Here is a 19,133-nt window from a genome sequence, read left to right as displayed (position 1 = left end):
GGCGGCGCGGCGGTTACAGGTCGGCGTCGTTGAGTTCGGCCATCAGCGCCTGCAGTTCGTCATCCGACAGGCCGGAGGCACTGAATTCGGTGCTCGCGACCTGGGGCTCGACGTGGCTGGCATCCAGGGGCTGGGCGACTTCGGCCATCGCGGCGAGGGTCTGGTGCTCAAAGACCTGCTTGGCCGACAGCGCGATGCCTTGTTCGCGGGCCTGGGCCACCACTTGCAGGCTGAGGATCGAGTCGCCGCCAATGGCGAAGAAGTTGTCGGTGACGCTGACGCTGGACAGCTTCAGCACGCCGGCGACGATGCCGTGCAGGGTGGTTTCCATGGCCGTGCGCGGCGCCACATGGGTGCTTTGGTCGAACTGATCCGGGTCGGGCAACTGGCGGCTGTCGAGTTTGCCGTTGGGCGTGCGCGGGAACGCCGGCAAGGTCAGCACCCGCGCCGGCACCATATAGGACGGCAGGCGTTCGCCAAGGTAGCGTTTGAGCGCTTCGGAATCCGGTGCGTAGCCATGGGCGGCCAGCACGTAGGCCAGCAGACGCTTGCCGGCGGGCTGTTCCTGCACGATCACCGCCGCTTCGCGCACGTCGCTGTGGCTGCACAGCTGGCGTTCGATTTCGCCGAGCTCGATGCGATAGCCGCGCACTTTCACCTGATGGTCCTTGCGCCCCAGAAACGCCAGGCGCCCATCCGCGAGCCAGCAGGCCAGGTCGCCCGTGCGATAGGCCCGGGTGCCGTCGGCCAGGGTGACAAAGGCCTTGGCGGTTTCTTCGGGCTTGTGGCGGTAACCCCGGGCCAGGGTCGGGCCGGCCAGCACGATTTCCCCCGGCTCGCCGATGCCGCAGATCAAGTCCTGCGCATTCAACACGCGCAGGTCCATGCCGGCGATCGGGCGGCCGATGGTCAGCGCTCGATCGGGGTTGAGCACCTCGTACGTCGCCCACACCGTGGCTTCGGTGGGGCCGTATTCGTTGACCAGTTGGGCCTGGGGCAGGGCTTTGCGGTGCTGGGCGATGAGCGATGGCGGGCAGGCCTCGCCGGCCACGATCCAGGCGTGCAGGCTGTGGCCGGCGGCACTGAGTGGCAACTGATCGAGCAAGGCCTGATACAGCGACGGCAACGACAGGCCGTGGCTGACGCGATGTTGCGCGATCAACCTGGCCAGGCGCGGCATGTCCAGTTCTTCACCGGGCGCCGGCAGTACCAGGCGCCCGCCCTGGGCGAGGGTCCAGAAAATCCCGGCCACCGAGCTGTCGAAGGCGAAGGAGGACAGCAGCAGGTAAGCCTGCACCGGCGCTTCATAAGCCGCCATGCGCACCTGGGTGGAAAAGCTCAGGGCACCGTGGCTGATTTCCACGGCCTTGGGCGCGCCGGTGGAGCCGGAGGTGTAAATCAGGTAGGCGAGGTCATCGGCGGCGGGCAGCGGCAGGGGCGCCAGTGCCTGTGCGTCATCGGGCTGATGGTCGTCCAGCACAAAACGTTGCAGGCTGGCGGGTACGCTGTCGGCCAGGTCCGGACTGACCACGATATGGGCGATGGCGCTGTCGGCCAGCATGTAGGCGCGACGGTCCTCGGGGTAGGTCGGGTCCACCGGCACGTAGGCGCCGCCGGCTTTCAACACGGCGAGCATGGCCACGATGGCGTTGTTGCTGCGTGGGAACAGGATGCCCACCGGCACATTCGCACCGATGCCGGCGGCCACCAGTTGGTGCGCCAGTCGGGTCGCGCGGGCATCCAGCTCGGCGTAACTCAAGTCGCCCTGTTGATCGCTGAGGGCGACCGCGCCGGGATTGCGCTGAACCTGGCGAGCGATCAGCTCCACCAGAGTGACCGATTCAACGGCGGGCACCTGGGGCTGCCCGGCGATGATCCGCGCTTGCAGCGGCCCGCCCATGGGCAGTTGCGCCCAAGGCTGCTGCGGTGCGGCCAACGCCGCGTGCAGCAGTTGCGCCCATTGTTCGGCCAGGCATGCGGCGGCGTCGTGACTGAGCAGGTGACGGTCGTAGATGACTTGAGCGTTCAGGCGGTCGGGATATTGATGCACCTGCAGACCCGCCTTGACCGGGCCCATGACGGCGCTGGCGTGATGCTCGCGGGCGTCTGCGGTGCGCCAGGCGAAGGCATAGCCCTGGGTGAGGTCCTGGGTGTAATAGTCTTGCCAACCGCTGGCCTGTTCGACGGCGCGGGCGATCTGGCGGCTTTGTTCGATTAACGTGGCCTCGGCATGCAGGTCGAGGCGCAGCGGCAAGCGCTGTTCGAACAGCCCCAGGGCGTTGTCCAGTTCCGGCCCCCGGCTCTCGTGGGTCAGGCTGACTGGCACCTGTTGCTGCCCGGACAAGCGCCCCAGCAGCACGGCCCAGGCGGCCAGCGCCAATTCCGCGGTAAGCGCCGGGTGGCCGGGCAGGGTCAGTTCGATACGCCCGGGTGCAAAGCCACTGTCCGTGGGGGTTTCCAGGGCCAGTTGCAGGCTGTGGGGTTCGTTGTCGGTGGAGGGTTTCCAGAAGTGCGCGCCGGGGTGTTCGGGCTCGTCTTCGGTGAGGCTCCAGCGCCATTCGGCGTAGTCGGCGTATTGCAGGGCTTCGGACAGGTCCGGCGGTGTTTCTTGCAACAGCGCCACGGCCAGCAGCTTCAGGCTGGCGAGGTCGAAATGGCTGCTGGCGGCAACCAGGCTCAACACCGATTGGCTGTCGGACAGCTGCGCCAGGGTCACGGCCAGCGGCAGGCTGCCGTCATGCTGCGGCCGGGCGAGCGCGGTCTGTTGCTCGGCGTGGCTGAGGTGACGCAGGTCGCGCGTGCCCACGGTCAGCGAGGACTGTTCGTGGATCACCTGCACCGGGTGGCGCAGGCCGGGCACGGGTGTGAGCCGCGTGCGCAGGATTTCGCTGTCGGTGGCCAACGCTTGCAGGCGACGGTTGAGGGCGTCGACGTCCACCGGCTGGCTGAGTGTCCATTGCAGCTGGCAACTGAAAGGGTGGGCGGTGTTGCCATGGATATGCGGGTAAAGCGCGGCCTGTTGCGGTGAGATACGAAAGCCTTGAAGTCCGTTCATGTTCAACTCAACTGCAAAAATGGGGTTGTACGGAGTGCCGCTCAGACGGCTACGTCGGTCGACAGCAGGGCCTCGGCCATGCCGGTCATGATTGCGCGCTGGCCGGTGAAGGGTTCGCGGCCGTGGACCGCCAGCATGTTGTCGATAAACAGCACGTCGCCCTGTTGCCAGCTGAAGCGCACCAGCGAGTCGAGGTAGGCCGCACGCAATGCTTCGAGTACCTGCGGCTCGATCGGTTCGCCGTCGCCGTAGAAGGTGTTGGTGGGCAGGTCCAGGTCGTGGAAGTTGCCTTGCAGCGAATCGCGGATAGACGGGGGCAGGGTGCTGATATGGAAGAATGTGGCGTGGTTGAACCAGACTTCCTCACCGGTACGCGGGTGGCGCACCACCGCCGGGCCGCGTTGACGGGTGCGCAGGCGGTTGTGTTCCTTCCATTCCACTTCGATGCCGACACTGGCGCAGTAGGCTTCGACTTCGCTGCGGTCCGAGGACTGGAATACGCTCTGCCAGGGCAGGCCGAACCCGTCGCCGTAATTGCGCACGTAGAGCACGCCTTTTTCGCGAAAGCGTGCTTCGATCTGCGGGCTGATCCGCGCCTTGACCGCGCGGGTGGAGCCGATCGGGGTTTCGCCGCCGGTTTGCGAGGGCAACTGGCAATAGAAGAACAGCCGCAGGGGAAAGCGCGGTGAATAGGAGTGTTCGTTGTGCGGGAAGATCATCTGGTCGGCCGGGTAGTCGGTCGAGGTATAGATGTTGCCGCCGACCCGGGTGCGCGGCGAGGCGCGGAACATGTACTCCAGCGCACCGGGGGACAGCGCGGCGATGACCTGGTCGAACTGTTCCACCGAGGCCACGCCGAAGCCGCGAAACAACAAGGCGCCGTGCTGCAGCAGTTTTTGCTCGAGCGCGTCGCGCTCGGCGGTCGCCCAGGCCACCAGGTCGACGCCGGGCACCGCCGGTTCGATCACCAGCGGCAAGGCGTGGTCGGGGCTGAGCAGGCGTTCGCTGACCAGTTGCCGTTCGACGTTCATGGCTTTGCGGCGCACGCTGCCGAGGGCGCGCGGCGAGGGGGGCACATTGGACATACAGGCATCCACCTTGATCAAAGGGTCAGTGAGCGACGTTTGGTTTGCAGCAACTGGCTGCGACCGGCCTGGGCCTGGGCTTGCTGCTGTTCGCGGCGCACTGCCTGGTCCCAGTCATCGAGCCGCTGGGCGACAGCGGGCAGCGGTTCGTCGAGCAGGTCGCGGGCCTCATCCAGCAGGCGTGTCCACAGCTGTTGCAGGCGCTGGGCGCGCGCCTGGTCGAAATGTTCGCCACGGTATTTGAGGGTCGCGTCAAGGCCGCTGCCGCCGTGCACCAGGTCCAGCACCAGGTGGAAATCTCCCGGCGCCTGAGCCACGTCCATGGCGCTGAGCTGCGCACCGGCGATATGGGTGGCGGCGACGCGCGACGGTTGATAGTTGAGCTTGACCTGGAACAACGGCGAATGGCCCGGGCGGCGTTGCGGGGACAGCGCAGCCACCACCAGATCGAACGGCAGGTCCTGATGGGCGTAGGCCTGGCGTGCCTCGTCGCGGACCTGCGCGAAGAACGTCGCGAGGGTCGCGCTGCCACTCAGGTCGCAGCGCAAGGTGAGCTGGTTGACGAAGAAGCCGATCACCTCGTTGTGCGCCGCCAAAGGCCGACCGCTGACATCGGTGCCCAGCAAGAAGCGCTGCTGGCCGCCCAACTGCTTGAGCACCAGTTGATAGCTCGCCAGCAACAGCATGAACAGGGTCATGCCGTGTTCCCGCGCCAGGCTGGCGAGGGCATCGCAGGTGGTTTGCGGCACGTTGAACGTCAGGCTGTGTTCGGCCTGGGTGTGGCCGCTGCCGCCCAGCGCCAGGGTTTGCGGCATGCCGGCCAGGTGTTCGCGCCAGAAATCCTGGTGCGTCGCGATGCGTTGTGGCGTCCAGTGCGTGGACTCCCACTGGGCGAAATCGAGGTATTGCACGGGCATGGATACGTCGCCCTGGCCCGCGAGTTCGGCCAGCAGCAGCTGCGCAGAACGCCCGTCGAAGGCGATGTGGTGCAGGGTCAGCAACAGGTCATGGTGGTCATCCTGGCTGATCAGATGCGCGCGCAGCGCCGGGCCGTGTTCGAGGTCCAGAGGTGTGGCGTGTTCCTGGGCCAGGCACTCCGGCAGGCTGGTATGACGGTTGAGCGACACGGTTGTGGCGGGCAAGACCTGTTGCTGCGGCCCGTCGGCGCCATCGCGATACACCGTGCGCAGCACGCCGTGGCGCTGAACCAGGACGTTCAGGCGCTGCGACAGCGCGTCGATATCCAGCGCGCCTTGCAGGCTAAGGTGCAGCACCAGGTTGTGGCGGGTGTCCTGCGGGTTCAACTGGTGCAGGAACCAGAGGCGGCTCTGGGCGAAGGACTGGCGACCGTGGTCCGGCGTATGGGGGCTGGCGATGGGGCGTGTCCCCGGCGTGGCTTCAGCGAGGAACGCTTGCAACGCCAGGGTCCAGTCGCCCAGGGTTTGTGCGCCGAACAGGCGTTGGGTGTCGAGGTTCCAGCCCAGGTCGCGGTGCAGGCGCGCGGCGAAGTCGATCACGCCGATGGAGTCCAAGCCGACGCCGATCAGGCTCAGCGCCGGGTCGAATGCCAGGTAAGGGTTGACCTCGTGCAAGGTGCGTTGCAGCCATTGGCGGCAGTGGGCCGGCGTGGGTTGCTGGCGCAGTTCAACAGCGTTCAGGGCGTTGGCTTGCGTGGCCGGCTGACCGCCGCTCTGGGCGATGATGCTCAGGGTGCCGGCGGCCAATTGGGCGCGGGCACCCTGGCGGGCGATCTTGCCGCTGGTGGTCATGGGGATGGTGCCGGCTTCCACCAGCACGATCTGGTCGATGCCGCAGTCGGCGGCTTCCCGCACGGCGTCCTGCAGGGATGCGAACAGCGCCGGGTGATGGGCCGGGTCGACGTACTTGCGCTGCGGCTCGGCGACGATCACCAGTTTCTCGCGGCCCAGCAGCGGGTCCATTTCCGAGAAAGCGGCGATGCGTCCGGTGCGGATGCCCGGTTCGCTGTCGGTGATCGCGAACTCGATGTCGTGGGGATACAGGTTGCGCCCGTTGAGGATCAACAAATCCTTGAGGCGCCCGCAGATCACCACCTGGCCTTCGTGCATGAAACCCAGGTCGCCGGAGCGCAGGTAATGGCCGGGCTCATCGAGAATCTGCGCCTGGAAGGCCGTGCGCGTGGCGTCGGGGTTTTGCCAGTAGGCTTCGGCGTTGCTCGGGCCTTGCAGCCAGACTTCGCCGATACGGTCGGTGGCGCAGCGCGCGTGGCTGTTGGGATCGACGATGGCAATGCGGTGCAGGGCCTGGGGGTAGCCACAGGCGACAAACTCCACGGCGGCGGCATCGCCCTGGGCCAGCGCCACATGGCCGGTTTCCAGCACGGCCTTGTCCAGGCGCAACACCACCGGCAGGGCATCGGCGGGAGTGGCGCTGACGCACAGGGTGGCTTCGGCCTGGCCGTAACCAGGGCTGATGGCCAGCGGGTTGAGCCCGCACGCGGCAAAACGCTGGGCAAAGGCCTCGAGGGTGCCGGGGTGGATCGGCTCGGCGCCGTTGATGGCGTGTTGCCAGGCGCTGAGGTCGAGCTGGGCGATCAGGCTGTCACTGACCACCCGGTTGCACAGCGCGTAGGCGAAGTTGGGGGCGAAACTGGCGGTGGCGCGGTAGCGACTGATCGCCTGGAGCCAGGTGGACGGCGCGTTGACGAAGGTCTGCGAGGCCATCAGGTAGCAGGGCATGCCGCTGTAGAGTGGGGCCAGCAGGCCGCCGATCAGACCCATGTCGTGGTACAGCGGCAGCCAGTTGACCATGGCGCCGTGTTCGTCGAAGCCGTAGGCCTGGCGCATGAGTTCGACGTTGGCGATCAGGTTGCGTTGGCGCACTTCCACGCCTTTGGGCGTACCGGTGGAACCCGAGGTGTATTGCAGGAACGCCACGGTGGCGCCGTCCACTTCGGGGCGCTGCCACTGGCTGGCAGGGGGGGTGCCCAGATCGCCGACGGTGAGCACGTCGACGCGCTGTTCCACCAGTTCGCGCAGGTTTTCGCAATGGTCGGCAGGCGCCAGGATCAGCGCGGGCTGCGCGTCCAGCACCACGTTGCGCACGCGGTCGAGGTGGCGCGGTTTGCGCGATGGCGGCGGGAACAGTGGCACGGCGATCAGCCCGGCATACAGGCAGGCGCAAAAGGCACGGGCGTAGTCGAGGCTGCTGGGCAGCATCAACAATACCCGGTCACCCGGGGCGTAGCGCGCTTGCAGCGCGGCGGCAAGGGATTGGGACTGTTCGTGCAACTGGCGGAAGGTGAGGCTTTCGCCGATCTCGACGCCATCCGCCAGAAAATGCACGGCGGCACGCTGCGGAAAGTGCAGGGCGTTGGCCTCCAGCACTTGGATCCAGTGATTGAATGCAAACATGGTGGGGTTCACGCCATGGCAACGATGACTTTGCGGTCACCGGTATAAGGATTGCGCCCGTGGGCGACCAGTCGGTTGTCGAGCATCAGGATGTCGCCGGGCTCCCAGGGAAAGCTCACGGCAGTCTGGCGATACACCTCGCGTACGCTGTCGAGCATGGCGTCGGGGATCGCCGAGCCGTCGCCGAAGTAGACGTGGCGGGGCAGGTTTTCTTCGCCCACGGCGGCCAGCAGGCTGGCGCGCACGGCGGGTTCGATGGCCGAGACGTGAAACAGGTGCGCCTGGTTGAACCACACCCACTCGCCGGTCTCCGGATGCTGCAAGACGGCGGCGCAACGCTGGCGGGTGCGCAGGTCGCCGTCGGCTTTCCACTCCCACTCGATGCCGTTGTCCTGGCAATAACGCTCGACCTGGGCGCGGTCTTCGGTGTTGAACACCTTTTGCCACGGCAGGTCGAGGGCCCCGCTGTAGTTGCGCACGTAGAGCAATTCACGGCTGGCGAACAGGTCGCGGATCTCGGCGGGCATGCGCTGGTAGATCAGGCGGCTGTCGGCAATCGGCGTTTCGCCACCGGTCTCGCTGGCCTTGATGCAGTGAAACCAGATGCGCGACGGCCAGGGCCGGGTGTAGGCCTGTTCGTTGTGCAAGGGGATGAACTGGTGCGCGGGATATTCGGTGGAGCTGTAGACCCCGGCGAACACTTTGCTGCGGGGCGTGGAGCCGAACTCGTAGCTGGCCAGCGGCGCGCCGAAACTGGCGGCGAAGCGTTTGAAGTCGATGGGGGTGGCGACGTTGAAGCCGCGAAACAGCACGCCACCGACGGTGCGCAGGGTTTCGTCCAGGCTGTCGCGAATCGCGGGGTCGAGCGCATGGATCGATTGTCCTGGGCTCGCTTCTACCTTCCTTGGCAGTAACGCCGGGCGGTGTGCCTCGGCGGAGAAAGACTCGGAACGTCCAGACGGGTGTTCGATTGCAGTCATTCTTTGTACATCCTGTTCGTTTTTTTTGGCGCTGAGACAGCGTTACAGCAGGCCGTGGAAGCAGGGCAGTGGCCTTCACCAATATGTAAGCAAAAATGTGTTGAATGCGTTACACGCAGCATACTAGGTGTGAATGAGAGGGATTATCAATAGTGTTCCTTTAATATTTTTTTTGGATTAGACTCCGGCCGGCTGGCTTCAAACAGCATTTTGCCAACTGATAAAAATACAAATATCTGTGGTAGGGGAGCGGGGCGTGAATTTCAAGAAAACTACACTTGCGTTGGCAGTCGGGTCCGCGATGTGCCTTGCAAACACGGCGTGGGCCGAGGATCAGCCGACCGCGATGGAGATTGCACCCATCACGGTGACCGGTGAAAAAATCAACCGCACCCTGGAGCAAACCCAGTCCAGTGTAGCGGTGGTCACCGAACAGCAACTGCGCGAGAAGGCTGATCACAACCTGATCGACGTGTTTGCCCGCACCCCTGGCGTGTACAACCAGGCCGGCAACGAAAACTGGGGGATTCGCGGCGTGCCGGTGTCGGGTTTCGACGACCAGGGCCCGGCGACCCTCAACGGCGCGGTGTCGGTATTCGTCGACGGCGCCCAGCAACCCAACCGCGCGCTGACCCTCAGCCCTGTCGGCCTGTGGGACGTCGAGCAAGTGGAAGTGCTGCTCGGTCCACAGTCCACCACCCAGGGCCGCAATTCGCTGGCCGGTGCGGTGGTGATCCAGACCAAGAACCCGACGTTCGAGCCGTCCTTTTCGGCGCAGACCAACGTCGGCAACTACGGTGAGCACGGCGTGGCCGTGGCCGGTGGTGGCGCGATCGTCGACGACAAGATCGCCGGCCGCATCGCCATCGACACCCAGGACGGCGACGGCTACATCCGCAACACCACCAATCACGACGACGCCAACCCGCACCGCACCAGCAACTACCGCGGCAAGCTGTTGATCACCCCGAACGACGACACCGATGTGCTGCTGACCTACGCGCACAACGAACACCGCCAGGGCGACAACTCGATCACCCGCATCGGCGACAAGGTCCAGTATTACAAGATCGCCTCCAACACCAAGGCGTTCGACAACCTCAACCAGGACACCCTGAGCGCGAAGATCGACTGGCGCCTCAACGATGCCTGGACGCTGACCAACCTGACCACCTACACCCATTCGGCCTACACCGCGCGCAAGGACTTCGACCAGACCGCGCAGGTCAACAACGTGATCCTGCGTGAGCAGTCCGGCGACATGTTCAGCCAGGAGCTGCGCCTGGGTTACGAGTCCGACACGGTGCGCAGTTTCGGCGGCCTGTACTTCGGCCATACCACCAACGCCTTCCACGACCGCCTGCTGTTCAACAACGTTCAGCGCGGCGCGGCCAAGGGCGATGTGGATATCAAGAACGCCGCGCTGTTCGGCGAGGTCGACTGGACATTCGCCCCGAACTGGACCCTGATCACCGGTCTGCGTTACGACTACGAGATCAACGACACCGACATCAAGCAGGACGACTTCTCCAGCCCCGGCAAGGTGAAGAAGACCTTCAACGCGTTCCTGCCGAAAATCGGCATCGACTACCAGTTCATCCCCGATCAGTACGTCGGCTTCATGGTGCAGAAAGGCTACCGTGGCGGCGGCGTGAACGTGCGGGCCGGTGGCGGTCACCAGGCGTACGATCCGGAATACACCACCAACTACGAGCTGTCCTACCGTGGCTCGTTCATGGAAAAGACCCTGCGTGCCCGGGCCAACCTGTACTACACCGATTGGAAGGACCAGCAGGTCAGCGTGCTTGACCCGTCGGGTGACTTCTTCCTCGTGTACAACGCCGGTCGCAGTGACATCAAGGGCCTGGAGGTCTCGGTCGAAAAAGACTTCGGCGACCAGTTCACCCTCAACGTCAATGGCGCCGTGACCGACTCCAAGTACAAGGACTTCAATACCGGCGACGGCAACGATCGCAGTGGCGAGCCGTTCCTCTACTCGCCGAAATACAAGATGTCGGTGGGCGGTACCTACCGCTGGAACGAGCGCCTGACCCTCAACACCGACGTCACCTACCAGAGCACCGCGCCATCGGACTTCGAGTTCGACAGCAACGGCAATGTGAGCAAGGTGCGCCGCAGTGACAACTACGTGCTGACCAACTTCAGCACCGAATACAAGGTGACCAAGAACGTCGCCGTGTCCGGTTACCTGAAAAACGCGTTCGGCAAGGAATACGTCACCAGCAACCGCATTGGCGACATCATCGACGTGGGCGCCCCGCGCACGTTCGGTCTGGTGCTGCGTTACGACATGTAAACCCAGAGGCGCGGGGAAAAGGTTTCCCCGCGCCTGGTTGCAAGGCTGTCGCCGCCTGGCGCACGCGTGTCCGGGCGGCTTTGTTTGCTCTCGAACCCAGCCTCCATGGAGGACATCATGACTGCTTTTTCGACTGCCACGACGGGCGGCGCGCCACAGCTGCGCCTGTTGCACACCGGGCTTTCCCAGCCGTACTGCCTTGACCCGACGCCGATGCTGGAGCGTCAACAACGGCAGGAATCCAACGCCCGCAGTTACCCAAGACGCATCCCGCTGGTACTCGAACGCGCTCATGGCATCTACGTGCAGGACAGTCGCGGCCAAGTGTTCGTCGATTGCCTGGCCGGCGCCGGCACCCTGGCGCTGGGGCACAATCACCCGGTCATCGTCGAAGCCATCACCCAACTGATGACCGCCGGCCTACCCATGCACACGCTGGACTTGATGACGCCCGTGAAGGACGCCTTCGTCCAGGAAATCTTCGGCTGTTTGCCGCCCGAATTCGCGCGCACCGCACGCATCCAGTTTTGTGGCCCCAGCGGCGCCGACGCCGTGGAAGCCGCGCTCAAATTGACCCGCACCGCCACGGGCCGTCACTCGGTACTCGCGTTCGAAGGCGCTTACCACGGCATGACCCTGGGCACGCTGGCCATCAGCGGCAACCTGTCGCCCAAGAACGCGCTTGGCGCCCTGATGCCCGGCGTGCAACGCCTGGCGTATCCCCACGATTACCGCTGCCCGTACGGGGTGGGCGGTGACCAGGGCATCACCCTGAATGTGCGTTACCTCGAACACCTGCTCAACGACCCGGAAAGCGGCGTGACCCTGCCGGCGGCGATGATCCTGGAGCCGATCCAGGGCGAGGGCGGCGTGATTGCCGCGCCGGACCGCTGGTTGCAGGAACTGCGGCGCTTGACCAAAACCCATGGCATCCCGCTGATCGTCGACGAAATCCAGTGCGGCATCGCCCGTAGCGGACGCATGTTCGGCTTTGAACAGTCAGGCATCACGCCGGACGTGATCACCTTGTCCAAAGCCATTGGCGGCGGACTGCCGCTGTCGGTGGTGGTGTACAACGAATCCCTGGACGTGTGGCAACCCGGCGCACACGCCGGCACCTTCCGTGGCAATCAGTTGGCCATGGCCGCCGGCACCGCAACGCTGCGTTTCATTCGCGACCATGACCTGGCGGCGCATGCCGAGACCGTGGGCGCGCATTTGCGCGAGCAATTGCACGCATTGCAAAGCGAATTCGCCTGGATCGGCGACGTGCGTGGTCGGGGCTTGATGCTCGGCATGGAAATCGTCGACCCCCACGGCAGCGTCGATGTGCAGGGCCATCCATCGGTGGACACGGCGCGGGCCAAGGCATTCCAGCAGGCGTGCCTCAAGCATGGCTTGATCGTCGAACTGGGCGGACGCCACGGCGCGACCGTGCGCTTCCTGCCGCCGCTGATCATCACCCGGGAAGAAATCGACTTTGTGGCGCAGATTCTTTTCGAGGCGGCGCAGTCGATCAATACGGGGTTGTGAGCCGGGCAGCCCGGCGCCTGTGGCAGGTGTCGGGTTGTTTCAGGGTTCACCCCGGCGAATAGCGGCGATCAACGCACGAAGCGCGACCGACACATGGCGATGGCCCGAGTAATACAGGCACAGCCCTGGCATGCTCGGGCACCACTCTTCCAGTACCCGCTCCAGTCTGCCATCGGCCAGAGCCTCAAGGGCCAGATGTTCGGGAACAAAGGCGATGCCTACGCCCTCGATGGCTGCTTCGACCATGAACGGCTGGTCGGTCAGCGTGAGCGGGCCGCTGACATTGATGGCCTCCTTGCGACCTTCACGCTCAAACTCCCAGCGGTAGAGCGCGCCGCTGTCAAAGCGGAAGCGGATGCAGTCATGCCGGTAAAGATCCTGTGGCGTGTCGGGGCGACCCTGGATGGCGAAGTAGCCGGGTGAACCCACGGCGGCAAAGCGGATGTCGTCGGTCAGGCGAATGGCGATCATGTCCTGGGGCACGGCTTCCGCCAAGCGGATGCCGGCATCGAAGCCGTCGGCAGTGATGTCACTGAGCTTGCCATCGGTGACCACATCCAGATGAATCGAAGGGTGTTCGCGCAGAAAGCGCGCCAGCACCGGGCGAAAGATCATGCGCACCGCGCCTTCGCTGGCATTGATCCGGATGGTGCCGCCGGGAACGGTGCGCAGATCATCGGTCTCCTGCATTGCATCGGCAATCGACGACAGAGCGGGGTTGAGTTTCCCGGCCAGGCGCTCGCCGGCATCCGTCAGGGACACGCTGCGTGTGGTTCGATTGAACAGGCGCACCCCCAGCCGCTGTTCGAGGGCCTTGACCGAATGGCTGACGGCGGAGGGGGTGACTTCCAATTCCAGTGCGGCTGCGCGGAAATTCAGGTGCCTGGCCGCTGCCAGAAAGACGCTGAGCGTGAAGAAGTCCACGCCTTTGAACTGTTGAACAGTGTTCATGTATTTATCAAGTATTGTGGCCATATTCGCGTCAGTGAGTATCCCATAAGCTCGGCAAACTCACGACGCTGGAGGCGCGAATATGTCCAAACACGGTAATTACATCGCAGAAAAAATCACCTTCGATTCCCATGGCGACGCTGTTGTCGGCGTGCTTTATCGGCCCAAAGGTGCAGGGCCGTTTCCCGTTGTGGTGGTACTGGGGCCGTATTCATTCTCCAAGGAGCAGGCGCCCACTCAGTACGCCACTCGGCTGGCCGACGAAGGTTATGCGGCCCTGGCCTTCGACCCGCGTACCGTGGGTGAAAGCGGCGGCATGCCGCGACGGCTGGAAAACCCGAGCATGAAAAACCAGGACGTGGTGGCCGCGCTCGATGCCTTGCTGGCCCGGCCCGATATCGACCGTACGCGTGTGTTCCTGCTGGGGATCTGTCAGGGTGGCCCCGAGATGCTGGATATCGCCTCTTATGAGGAACGGGTGACGGCAGTCGCTTCAGTCACCGGTTATTACCGTGACCGTGAAACCGACCTGTTCATGCTGGCCGCAGGCGTCAGCGAAAACCCTTTCGACGCTGCCACGGCGCCCACCACCGAACAACTGGAGGCCTTGCTCGCCGCGCGCCTGGAACGTGCACGGGCGGCCAAGGCGCGCTACGACGCCACCGGGGAAGTCATCTATCAACCCTTGGTCAACCCGGAGCTGGGCGACCCTGTGCTCGGTTCGAATGCCGGCTTGCCGGGGCCGCTGGTCTGGAGCTGGTACGGTCCCTGGACGCTCAAGGGCTGGGAAAACCGCTACGCCATCATGAGCGACCTGGACCATTTTGCGTACACCACCGTACCCGGCGTTGCGCGGCTGAAAAAACCGGCATTGGTGGTGCATTCGGATACCTGCATGAACCCGGCCGCCGCCCGCCGTCATTTCGACTCGATTCCCGCCGCCGCTAAAAAACTGATCTGGGAGAACGGTACCCATCACTTCCAGTATTACGAACAACCGGACGTGGTCGACCGTACCGTTGGCCACGTTGCGGATTGGTTTGAGGCACATGGCGCGCAAGCCGTCGTGCGGTAGAGAGCGGTGGCGTCATGAGCATGAAGAACAGCAAGCCCATTGGCACGACCGCGAGCCGTCGGGCTGAAATCCTGTTATCGATCATGGCGTCGGTTCTGCTCGGCCTGACGGTGGACAGCGCGTTCTGGCAAGGTTTTGCCGTGGGCGCGGCGTGGCAGGTGGCGGTGATTGTGGCCTTGGAGGTATTTCGCGGAAAAAGCCGCGCCATGCCATGACCCTCGAGGCTCGCCGATGGCATTGTTTGGATGACTATTTCAGACCGATCAGACTTTTCGCCAAACGTCGCGACTCCCCGGTCATAGTGTGCTGGCTCATGGCGTTGTTCAGCGCGCTGGTCGTATCGCTCAAGGCGCCCTGCAAACTTTGCAGTTCGGCGCTCAGGGTTTGTTGTTTGCGTTTGCGCTCGTCTTCGGAAAGGCTGGTATTGCTCATCACACTGGCAAGTTCGTCACTGACCTTGGCGATCTTTTCCTGCAACTTTCGAATGGTTTTCAGCACTTCCTTGATGTCGTCCGGCAGCGGTGCCTTATCAATATCGGCGTACTTTTCGGCTTCAAGTTTTTCGCGCGCCTCTTTCGAAATATTGATGCGCACAGACAAGGGCGGTGGCGCTTCGGCCAGCGCGTTGTCGCTGACCGACTCGGCAGGCAGGGGATTAGCTTGAGTGTTGATGGCAGGGGGAAGTTGTCCCGCAGGTGAAAGTTTCATGCTGAGTCTCAGGGGTATTTGAACCGAATTGGCCAACGCTAATACGCTGCCCAAGCAAATACAAATGGACTACCTGGAAGCCGTGGAATTGGTATTATTGCCAGCCGCGCTATTCATCACTGCCGAATAAAGTTGCTGGGCCAAACGAGTTGCCTGCTCACGGTCTTTCACATTGGTAAAGCCCAATAGCAACGCCTTTCGAGGTGCACTAGACACATACCATGCCGACAACGGCTGAACACTCAGCCCAGCACTTTTGGCGAGTGCGGCCGCTTGTTGATCGTCGAATTCCCCGGCATGACGTAATACCAGGTGCATGCCGCCGACCTGATGATCCACCGACCACTCGGGGCCGAATGCGGCGCCAATGGCTTCGATCATAAAGTCGCGGCGTTGTGCATACAGCTCGCGCATGCGCTTGAGATGACGCCCGAAATGCCCGTCATAGATGAACTGGGCGGTGGTCACTTGCCACAGGTGAGGGCAGTGACTGTGCATCGTGTCCGCCACCTGCGCGAAGCGCGCGATCAAGGGTTTCGGTACCACCAGGTAGGCCAGTCGCAAGGAGGGCAGGAGGACTTTGCTGAAGGTGCCGCAATACAGGACGCGGTTGCCTTCATCGAGGCTTTTCAGGGCCGGCAGGATGCGGCCCTGGTAGCGGTACTCGCTGTCGTAGTCATCCTCGATCACCCAGCTTTTGCGCTGATTGGCCCATTCCAGCAGGGCCTGGCGGCGTGGCATGGACAGGTGCACACACAGCGGACTTTGGTGAGTGGGCGTTACGACGGCAAAACGTGCATTCGGCGCACGCTCGATGGCATCGCTTACCCGCAGACCTTCGACATCCACCGGCACCGGTACCAGCTCGGCACCGGCTTCGCTGAGGAAACGGGTGGCTGCGAAATAGCCGGGATCTTCCACCCAGCATTGGTCGTTCTGGTTCAACAGGCTGCGGCAGATCAAATCAAGACAGGCACGGTAACCGGCCACGATAAACACCTGCTCCGGTGCGCAGGTGATGCCCCGGGACACCCCCAGGTAGCGGGCAACTGCCCGCTGCAACAGAGGATGACCACGGGCATCGGGGTAAATCATGCCCTCCAGCTGTGAATGCCGCAGCACATGGGCGGCCAGACGATTCCACTGCGCCATTGGAAAGGCATCCAACGCCGGCAGCCCCATCTGGAGGGGAAGTGGAAGCGAACCGTCATGGATCATCCGGGGTTGCGGGGAGGGTGCCGAGGGCGTCTGTGGGGCGGGCCCGGTGGGTTTTATCAACGGCGAGACGATGGTCCCCGCCGGCCCGCGCGAGAGGAAATAACCCTCGTTGATCAACATCTGATAAGCCGCTTCGACCGTGCCCGGCGCCACATTCAGGTTGGAGGCCAGCGCGCGGATGGAGGGAACGCGATCACCGGCCTTGAGCTTGCCTTCTTTGATGGACTCGCGAAAGCGCTGGTAGATCTGCCGGAACATCGGTAGGTCGCCGGTTTTCCGGATCATATTTTTGCGCATGCTATGTCCCAATCAAATTCACGATTTTTGTACCTGTAGGATATGTCATAAAAACGGTAGCGTGCCTGCACTTTTCAAGATGAGGCGCGTTGAGCGCTGACGGGAGACGCACGATGAGCAGCCTTGTTGGGCAGGACGGTGTCACCGCCGAGAGCAGGCCGGTGCAATCGCTGGAGACGCAAAGGGTCATTTGGGTCGCCGCTGTGAGCGCAGCGGTTTATCCGTGGATACTCGACGGGTTCCATTGGGCCGTGACACCGGCCACCGCATCGATCGGCCGACTTGGCCTGGCCGCACTGTTGCTGGTGATCGCCTTTGCAGTGCCGCTGGTTTGCCTGCTGTTGGCCAGCCGTCAAAGCCGCGCCGCCGGCATCACACGCGCGCGGCGGTTTGCGCTGATGGCCATGACGGCGCCCACCACCTATGTATTCTTTGGCGTACTCACCTACATGGCCGGCAGCAAGCTTCCGGATACCTGGCTGTGGACGCCGGCCTGGTTGGTGCTGGGCTTCTGGGCAGCGCAAGCAGGGCGCGAATCCATTGCGCCTCGCGCGACCCCATCGGCTTCCCTGCGGGTCGCTCACGGCATCGCGGGTTCAATCGCTGCGCTGTATGTGTTGTTCCATGTGTTCAACCATCTGTTTGGCCTGATCGGCCCGGACGCCCATGCTGCCGTCATGGATATAGGTCGCACGGTGTACCGGGCGAAGATCGTCGAACCGATCCTGGTGATGGTCATGCTGTTTCAGATTGTCAGCGGTTTGAAGCTGGTCTGGACCTGGAGTGAAACGTCCCAGGACCGCTACCGGATTTTCCAGCTGGCCTCCGGTGTGTTCCTGTCGGTGTTTATCCTGGGACATATGAACTCGGTCTTCGTGTTCGCCCGCACCTTCCTGGATATTCCCACCGACTGGGCGTTCGCGACCGGCGCACCGACAGGCCTTGTGAAAGACCCATGGAACATTCGCCTTGTCCCGCACTATGCGCTGGGTGTGTTTTTTGTGTTGACCCATTTGTTTTCGGGCTTGCGCGTCGTACTGCTGGCCCATGCCGTGAACACCCGCACGGCAAACCGCCTTTGGTGGGCCGGTGCCGTATTCAGTGCATTGATCGCACTGGCCATTCTGTCCGGCATGACGGGCTTGCGCCTGAAATGACCCAGGAGATGCTTGCGCGGCTCTGGGCCCACGCGTGGCGGTTGTCCGGGGACGTTGACATTGCGCAGCGGCTGGTTGAACTGGCCTGTCGACGGGTGCAAAAGGGGCTGCATCCTGCCGCTGGAGATCGATCGCCTTGTGCCTGGATGTTCTGCGCGCTGCATCACATCTGGCGCAACGAGTTGCACCGGCTGCAACGCTGTCAGCACACGCCGCGCGTGCTGCGCATGACCGGTGTTGCCTGCACGCATACTCGGCTGCTACAGGCGGTGGCGCGCTTGCCGGCGGAACAGCGCGAAGCGTTCCTGCTCTCCCATGTCGAAGGCTTCAGCGCTTCGGATGTGGCGTACATCATGGGGACCAAACCGCTTGAGGTGATCAGGCAGTGTGCGCAGGCACATCGCAGTGTTGCGCGGCCGTTGGCCAGGTTGGAGCCGGTGTTCAACACGGCCCCTCATCCTTGACCCTGGCGCCATCCCTGGCCGATTCAGTCAGGTGTTACTTTTCCCACGCCGCTTTGGGAATCAACAGACCGTGGTTGCCGTTGTAACTGGCACGCTCAGGTTGTTTCCAGCCCTCCAGCAACGCCTCGTTGAGCCGGTAGATTTCCACGCCCAGCGGGCGGCAGACTTTCAGCGGGTCTTCGGCATCGGGGCCCCACATCGGCAGCGACAGGTCGCCACCCGGGCAGGTGGAGAGGGCGCACAGCAGATCGATTTCAGCGAAGAATTCCAGGTAGTCGCCTTGTTTTGCCGGACACGCCTTCATGAAGTACATGTCGTCGTGATTGAGGCCGGTGCACTGGAAGATGTTCAGCACGTCATGCACATCGAACTCGGTCAGGCCGTGGGGCAATACGGCGCGGGTCAGGTTGGAGTGGCAGTGATGGTGAAAGTCTTCACCGGTAAGCATCTTGTTCACGTAAGGATCGCAGCGGGTACCGAGCAAGTCGTGCAGGCGGCCGCCGTGTTCGTCGATGCCGTAGTCGGCCAGGCTGTCGTCGGTGATGGTGACCATCGGCCGCAGAAACGGCAGGTTCGACCACAGGCGGTCGTAGGTGCTGACGTGAGCGCCCTGCAATTGACGGGTGCGTGAGGCCCACATGCGCTCCCGTGGATCGTTGGCGTTCCACACGTTGAAGTCGCCGACCTGCGGCCCCACCGGTGTGGTCACGCGAAACACATGGCCGGCGGGCACTTTCCAGGCGCGGCCGGTACGGATCGGCACTTCGAACTGCTCGATCAGGGTGCGCTGTTCCCGGGCTTCGCGCACGCGATCATAAAAGGGCTTGTCGACCTGCAGTGCAGCGCCTTTGCTGACCTGGTACGCCGCTGGATAGTCTTTGTACATGGGGAGTCCTCTTGT

Annotated in this window: 14 protein-coding genes; 6 read left to right on the top strand and 8 right to left on the bottom strand. The window is 63.5% G+C overall.

The window, feature by feature from the left end:
- Nucleotides 1-13: 13 nt before the first annotated feature.
- From ACW9IB_RS01390 to ACW9IB_RS01375, 4 genes are read right to left on the bottom strand one after another with little or no spacing between them, the layout of a single operon-like run.
- Nucleotides 14-3,055: a non-ribosomal peptide synthetase gene (locus tag ACW9IB_RS01390; protein ID WP_457411949.1), complete on the bottom strand. Its 3,042-nt coding sequence runs from the start codon at nucleotides 3,053-3,055 to the stop codon at nucleotides 14-16.
- Between the two features lie 41 nt (nucleotides 3,056-3,096).
- Nucleotides 3,097-4,140 carry a TauD/TfdA family dioxygenase gene (locus ACW9IB_RS01385; protein ID WP_457368225.1) on the bottom strand — a complete coding sequence of 348 codons (1,044 nt, stop codon included), beginning with the start codon at nucleotides 4,138-4,140 and terminating at the stop codon, nucleotides 3,097-3,099.
- A gap of 17 nt (nucleotides 4,141-4,157) precedes the next feature.
- Nucleotides 4,158-7,532, bottom strand: a complete 3,375-nt coding sequence (locus ACW9IB_RS01380) for a condensation domain-containing protein (protein ID WP_457411948.1) — start codon at nucleotides 7,530-7,532, stop codon at nucleotides 4,158-4,160.
- Nucleotides 7,533-7,540: 8 nt separating this feature from the next.
- Entirely contained in the window at nucleotides 7,541-8,512 is a 972-nt protein-coding gene (locus tag ACW9IB_RS01375; protein WP_457368223.1) for a TauD/TfdA family dioxygenase, read from the bottom strand.
- 256 nt (nucleotides 8,513-8,768) lie between these two features.
- On the opposite strand from ACW9IB_RS01375, the gene ACW9IB_RS01370 reads away from it, so the two are divergent.
- Both ACW9IB_RS01370 and ACW9IB_RS01365 read left to right on the top strand, forming a co-directional pair.
- A complete protein-coding gene (locus ACW9IB_RS01370) occupies nucleotides 8,769-10,829 on the top strand; it encodes a TonB-dependent receptor (RefSeq protein ID WP_457368222.1) in 2,061 nt (686 codons plus the stop codon).
- Nucleotides 10,830-10,946: 117 nt separating this feature from the next.
- A complete protein-coding gene (locus tag ACW9IB_RS01365) occupies nucleotides 10,947-12,362 on the top strand; it encodes a diaminobutyrate--2-oxoglutarate transaminase (protein WP_457411946.1) in 1,416 nt (471 codons plus the stop codon).
- 39 nt (nucleotides 12,363-12,401) lie between these two features.
- Here ACW9IB_RS01365 and ACW9IB_RS01360 read toward each other — a convergent pair whose 3' ends face one another.
- Nucleotides 12,402-13,313 carry a LysR family transcriptional regulator gene (locus ACW9IB_RS01360; protein ID WP_457411945.1) on the bottom strand — a complete coding sequence of 304 codons (912 nt, stop codon included), beginning with the start codon at nucleotides 13,311-13,313 and terminating at the stop codon, nucleotides 12,402-12,404.
- A gap of 82 nt (nucleotides 13,314-13,395) precedes the next feature.
- Between ACW9IB_RS01360 and ACW9IB_RS01355 the strand changes: the two genes are divergently transcribed.
- Together ACW9IB_RS01355 and ACW9IB_RS01350 are read left to right on the top strand one after the other, a co-directional pair.
- Entirely contained in the window at nucleotides 13,396-14,388 is a 993-nt protein-coding gene (locus tag ACW9IB_RS01355) for an alpha/beta hydrolase (RefSeq protein WP_457368219.1), read from the top strand.
- A gap of 14 nt (nucleotides 14,389-14,402) precedes the next feature.
- The gene (locus ACW9IB_RS01350; RefSeq protein WP_457368218.1) at nucleotides 14,403-14,603 is read left to right on the top strand and encodes a hypothetical protein; all 201 of its coding nucleotides are present in this window, start codon (nucleotides 14,403-14,405) and stop codon (nucleotides 14,601-14,603) included.
- Between the two features lie 34 nt (nucleotides 14,604-14,637).
- On the opposite strand, the gene ACW9IB_RS01345 is transcribed toward ACW9IB_RS01350, so the two are convergent.
- Together ACW9IB_RS01345 and pdxR are read right to left on the bottom strand one after the other, a co-directional pair.
- Complete coding sequence (locus ACW9IB_RS01345) at nucleotides 14,638-15,096, bottom strand: hypothetical protein (protein WP_457368217.1); 459 nt, start codon at nucleotides 15,094-15,096, stop codon at nucleotides 14,638-14,640.
- A gap of 69 nt (nucleotides 15,097-15,165) precedes the next feature.
- Nucleotides 15,166-16,599 carry a MocR-like pyridoxine biosynthesis transcription factor PdxR gene (gene pdxR, locus ACW9IB_RS01340; RefSeq protein WP_457411943.1) on the bottom strand — a complete coding sequence of 478 codons (1,434 nt, stop codon included), beginning with the start codon at nucleotides 16,597-16,599 and terminating at the stop codon, nucleotides 15,166-15,168.
- Between the two features lie 125 nt (nucleotides 16,600-16,724).
- On the opposite strand from pdxR, the gene ACW9IB_RS01335 reads away from it, so the two are divergent.
- Both ACW9IB_RS01335 and ACW9IB_RS01330 read left to right on the top strand, forming a co-directional pair.
- Nucleotides 16,725-17,768: a hypothetical protein gene (locus tag ACW9IB_RS01335; RefSeq protein WP_457411942.1), complete on the top strand. Its 1,044-nt coding sequence runs from the start codon at nucleotides 16,725-16,727 to the stop codon at nucleotides 17,766-17,768.
- Nucleotides 17,765-18,232, top strand: a complete 468-nt coding sequence (locus tag ACW9IB_RS01330; RefSeq protein WP_457411941.1) for an RNA polymerase sigma factor — start codon at nucleotides 17,765-17,767, stop codon at nucleotides 18,230-18,232. Before ACW9IB_RS01335 ends, ACW9IB_RS01330 begins: the two co-directional genes overlap by 4 nt.
- A gap of 34 nt (nucleotides 18,233-18,266) precedes the next feature.
- Here ACW9IB_RS01330 and ACW9IB_RS01325 read toward each other — a convergent pair whose 3' ends face one another.
- Entirely contained in the window at nucleotides 18,267-19,118 is an 852-nt protein-coding gene (locus ACW9IB_RS01325) for an urea carboxylase-associated family protein (protein WP_457411939.1), read from the bottom strand.
- Between the last annotated feature and the right edge of the window lie 15 nt (nucleotides 19,119-19,133).

Source organism: Pseudomonas sp. SDO524_S393, from assembly GCF_054071875.1.
Note: the sequence above shows the minus strand (reverse complement) of the source record. Positions and strands in the feature narration are given on the sequence as shown.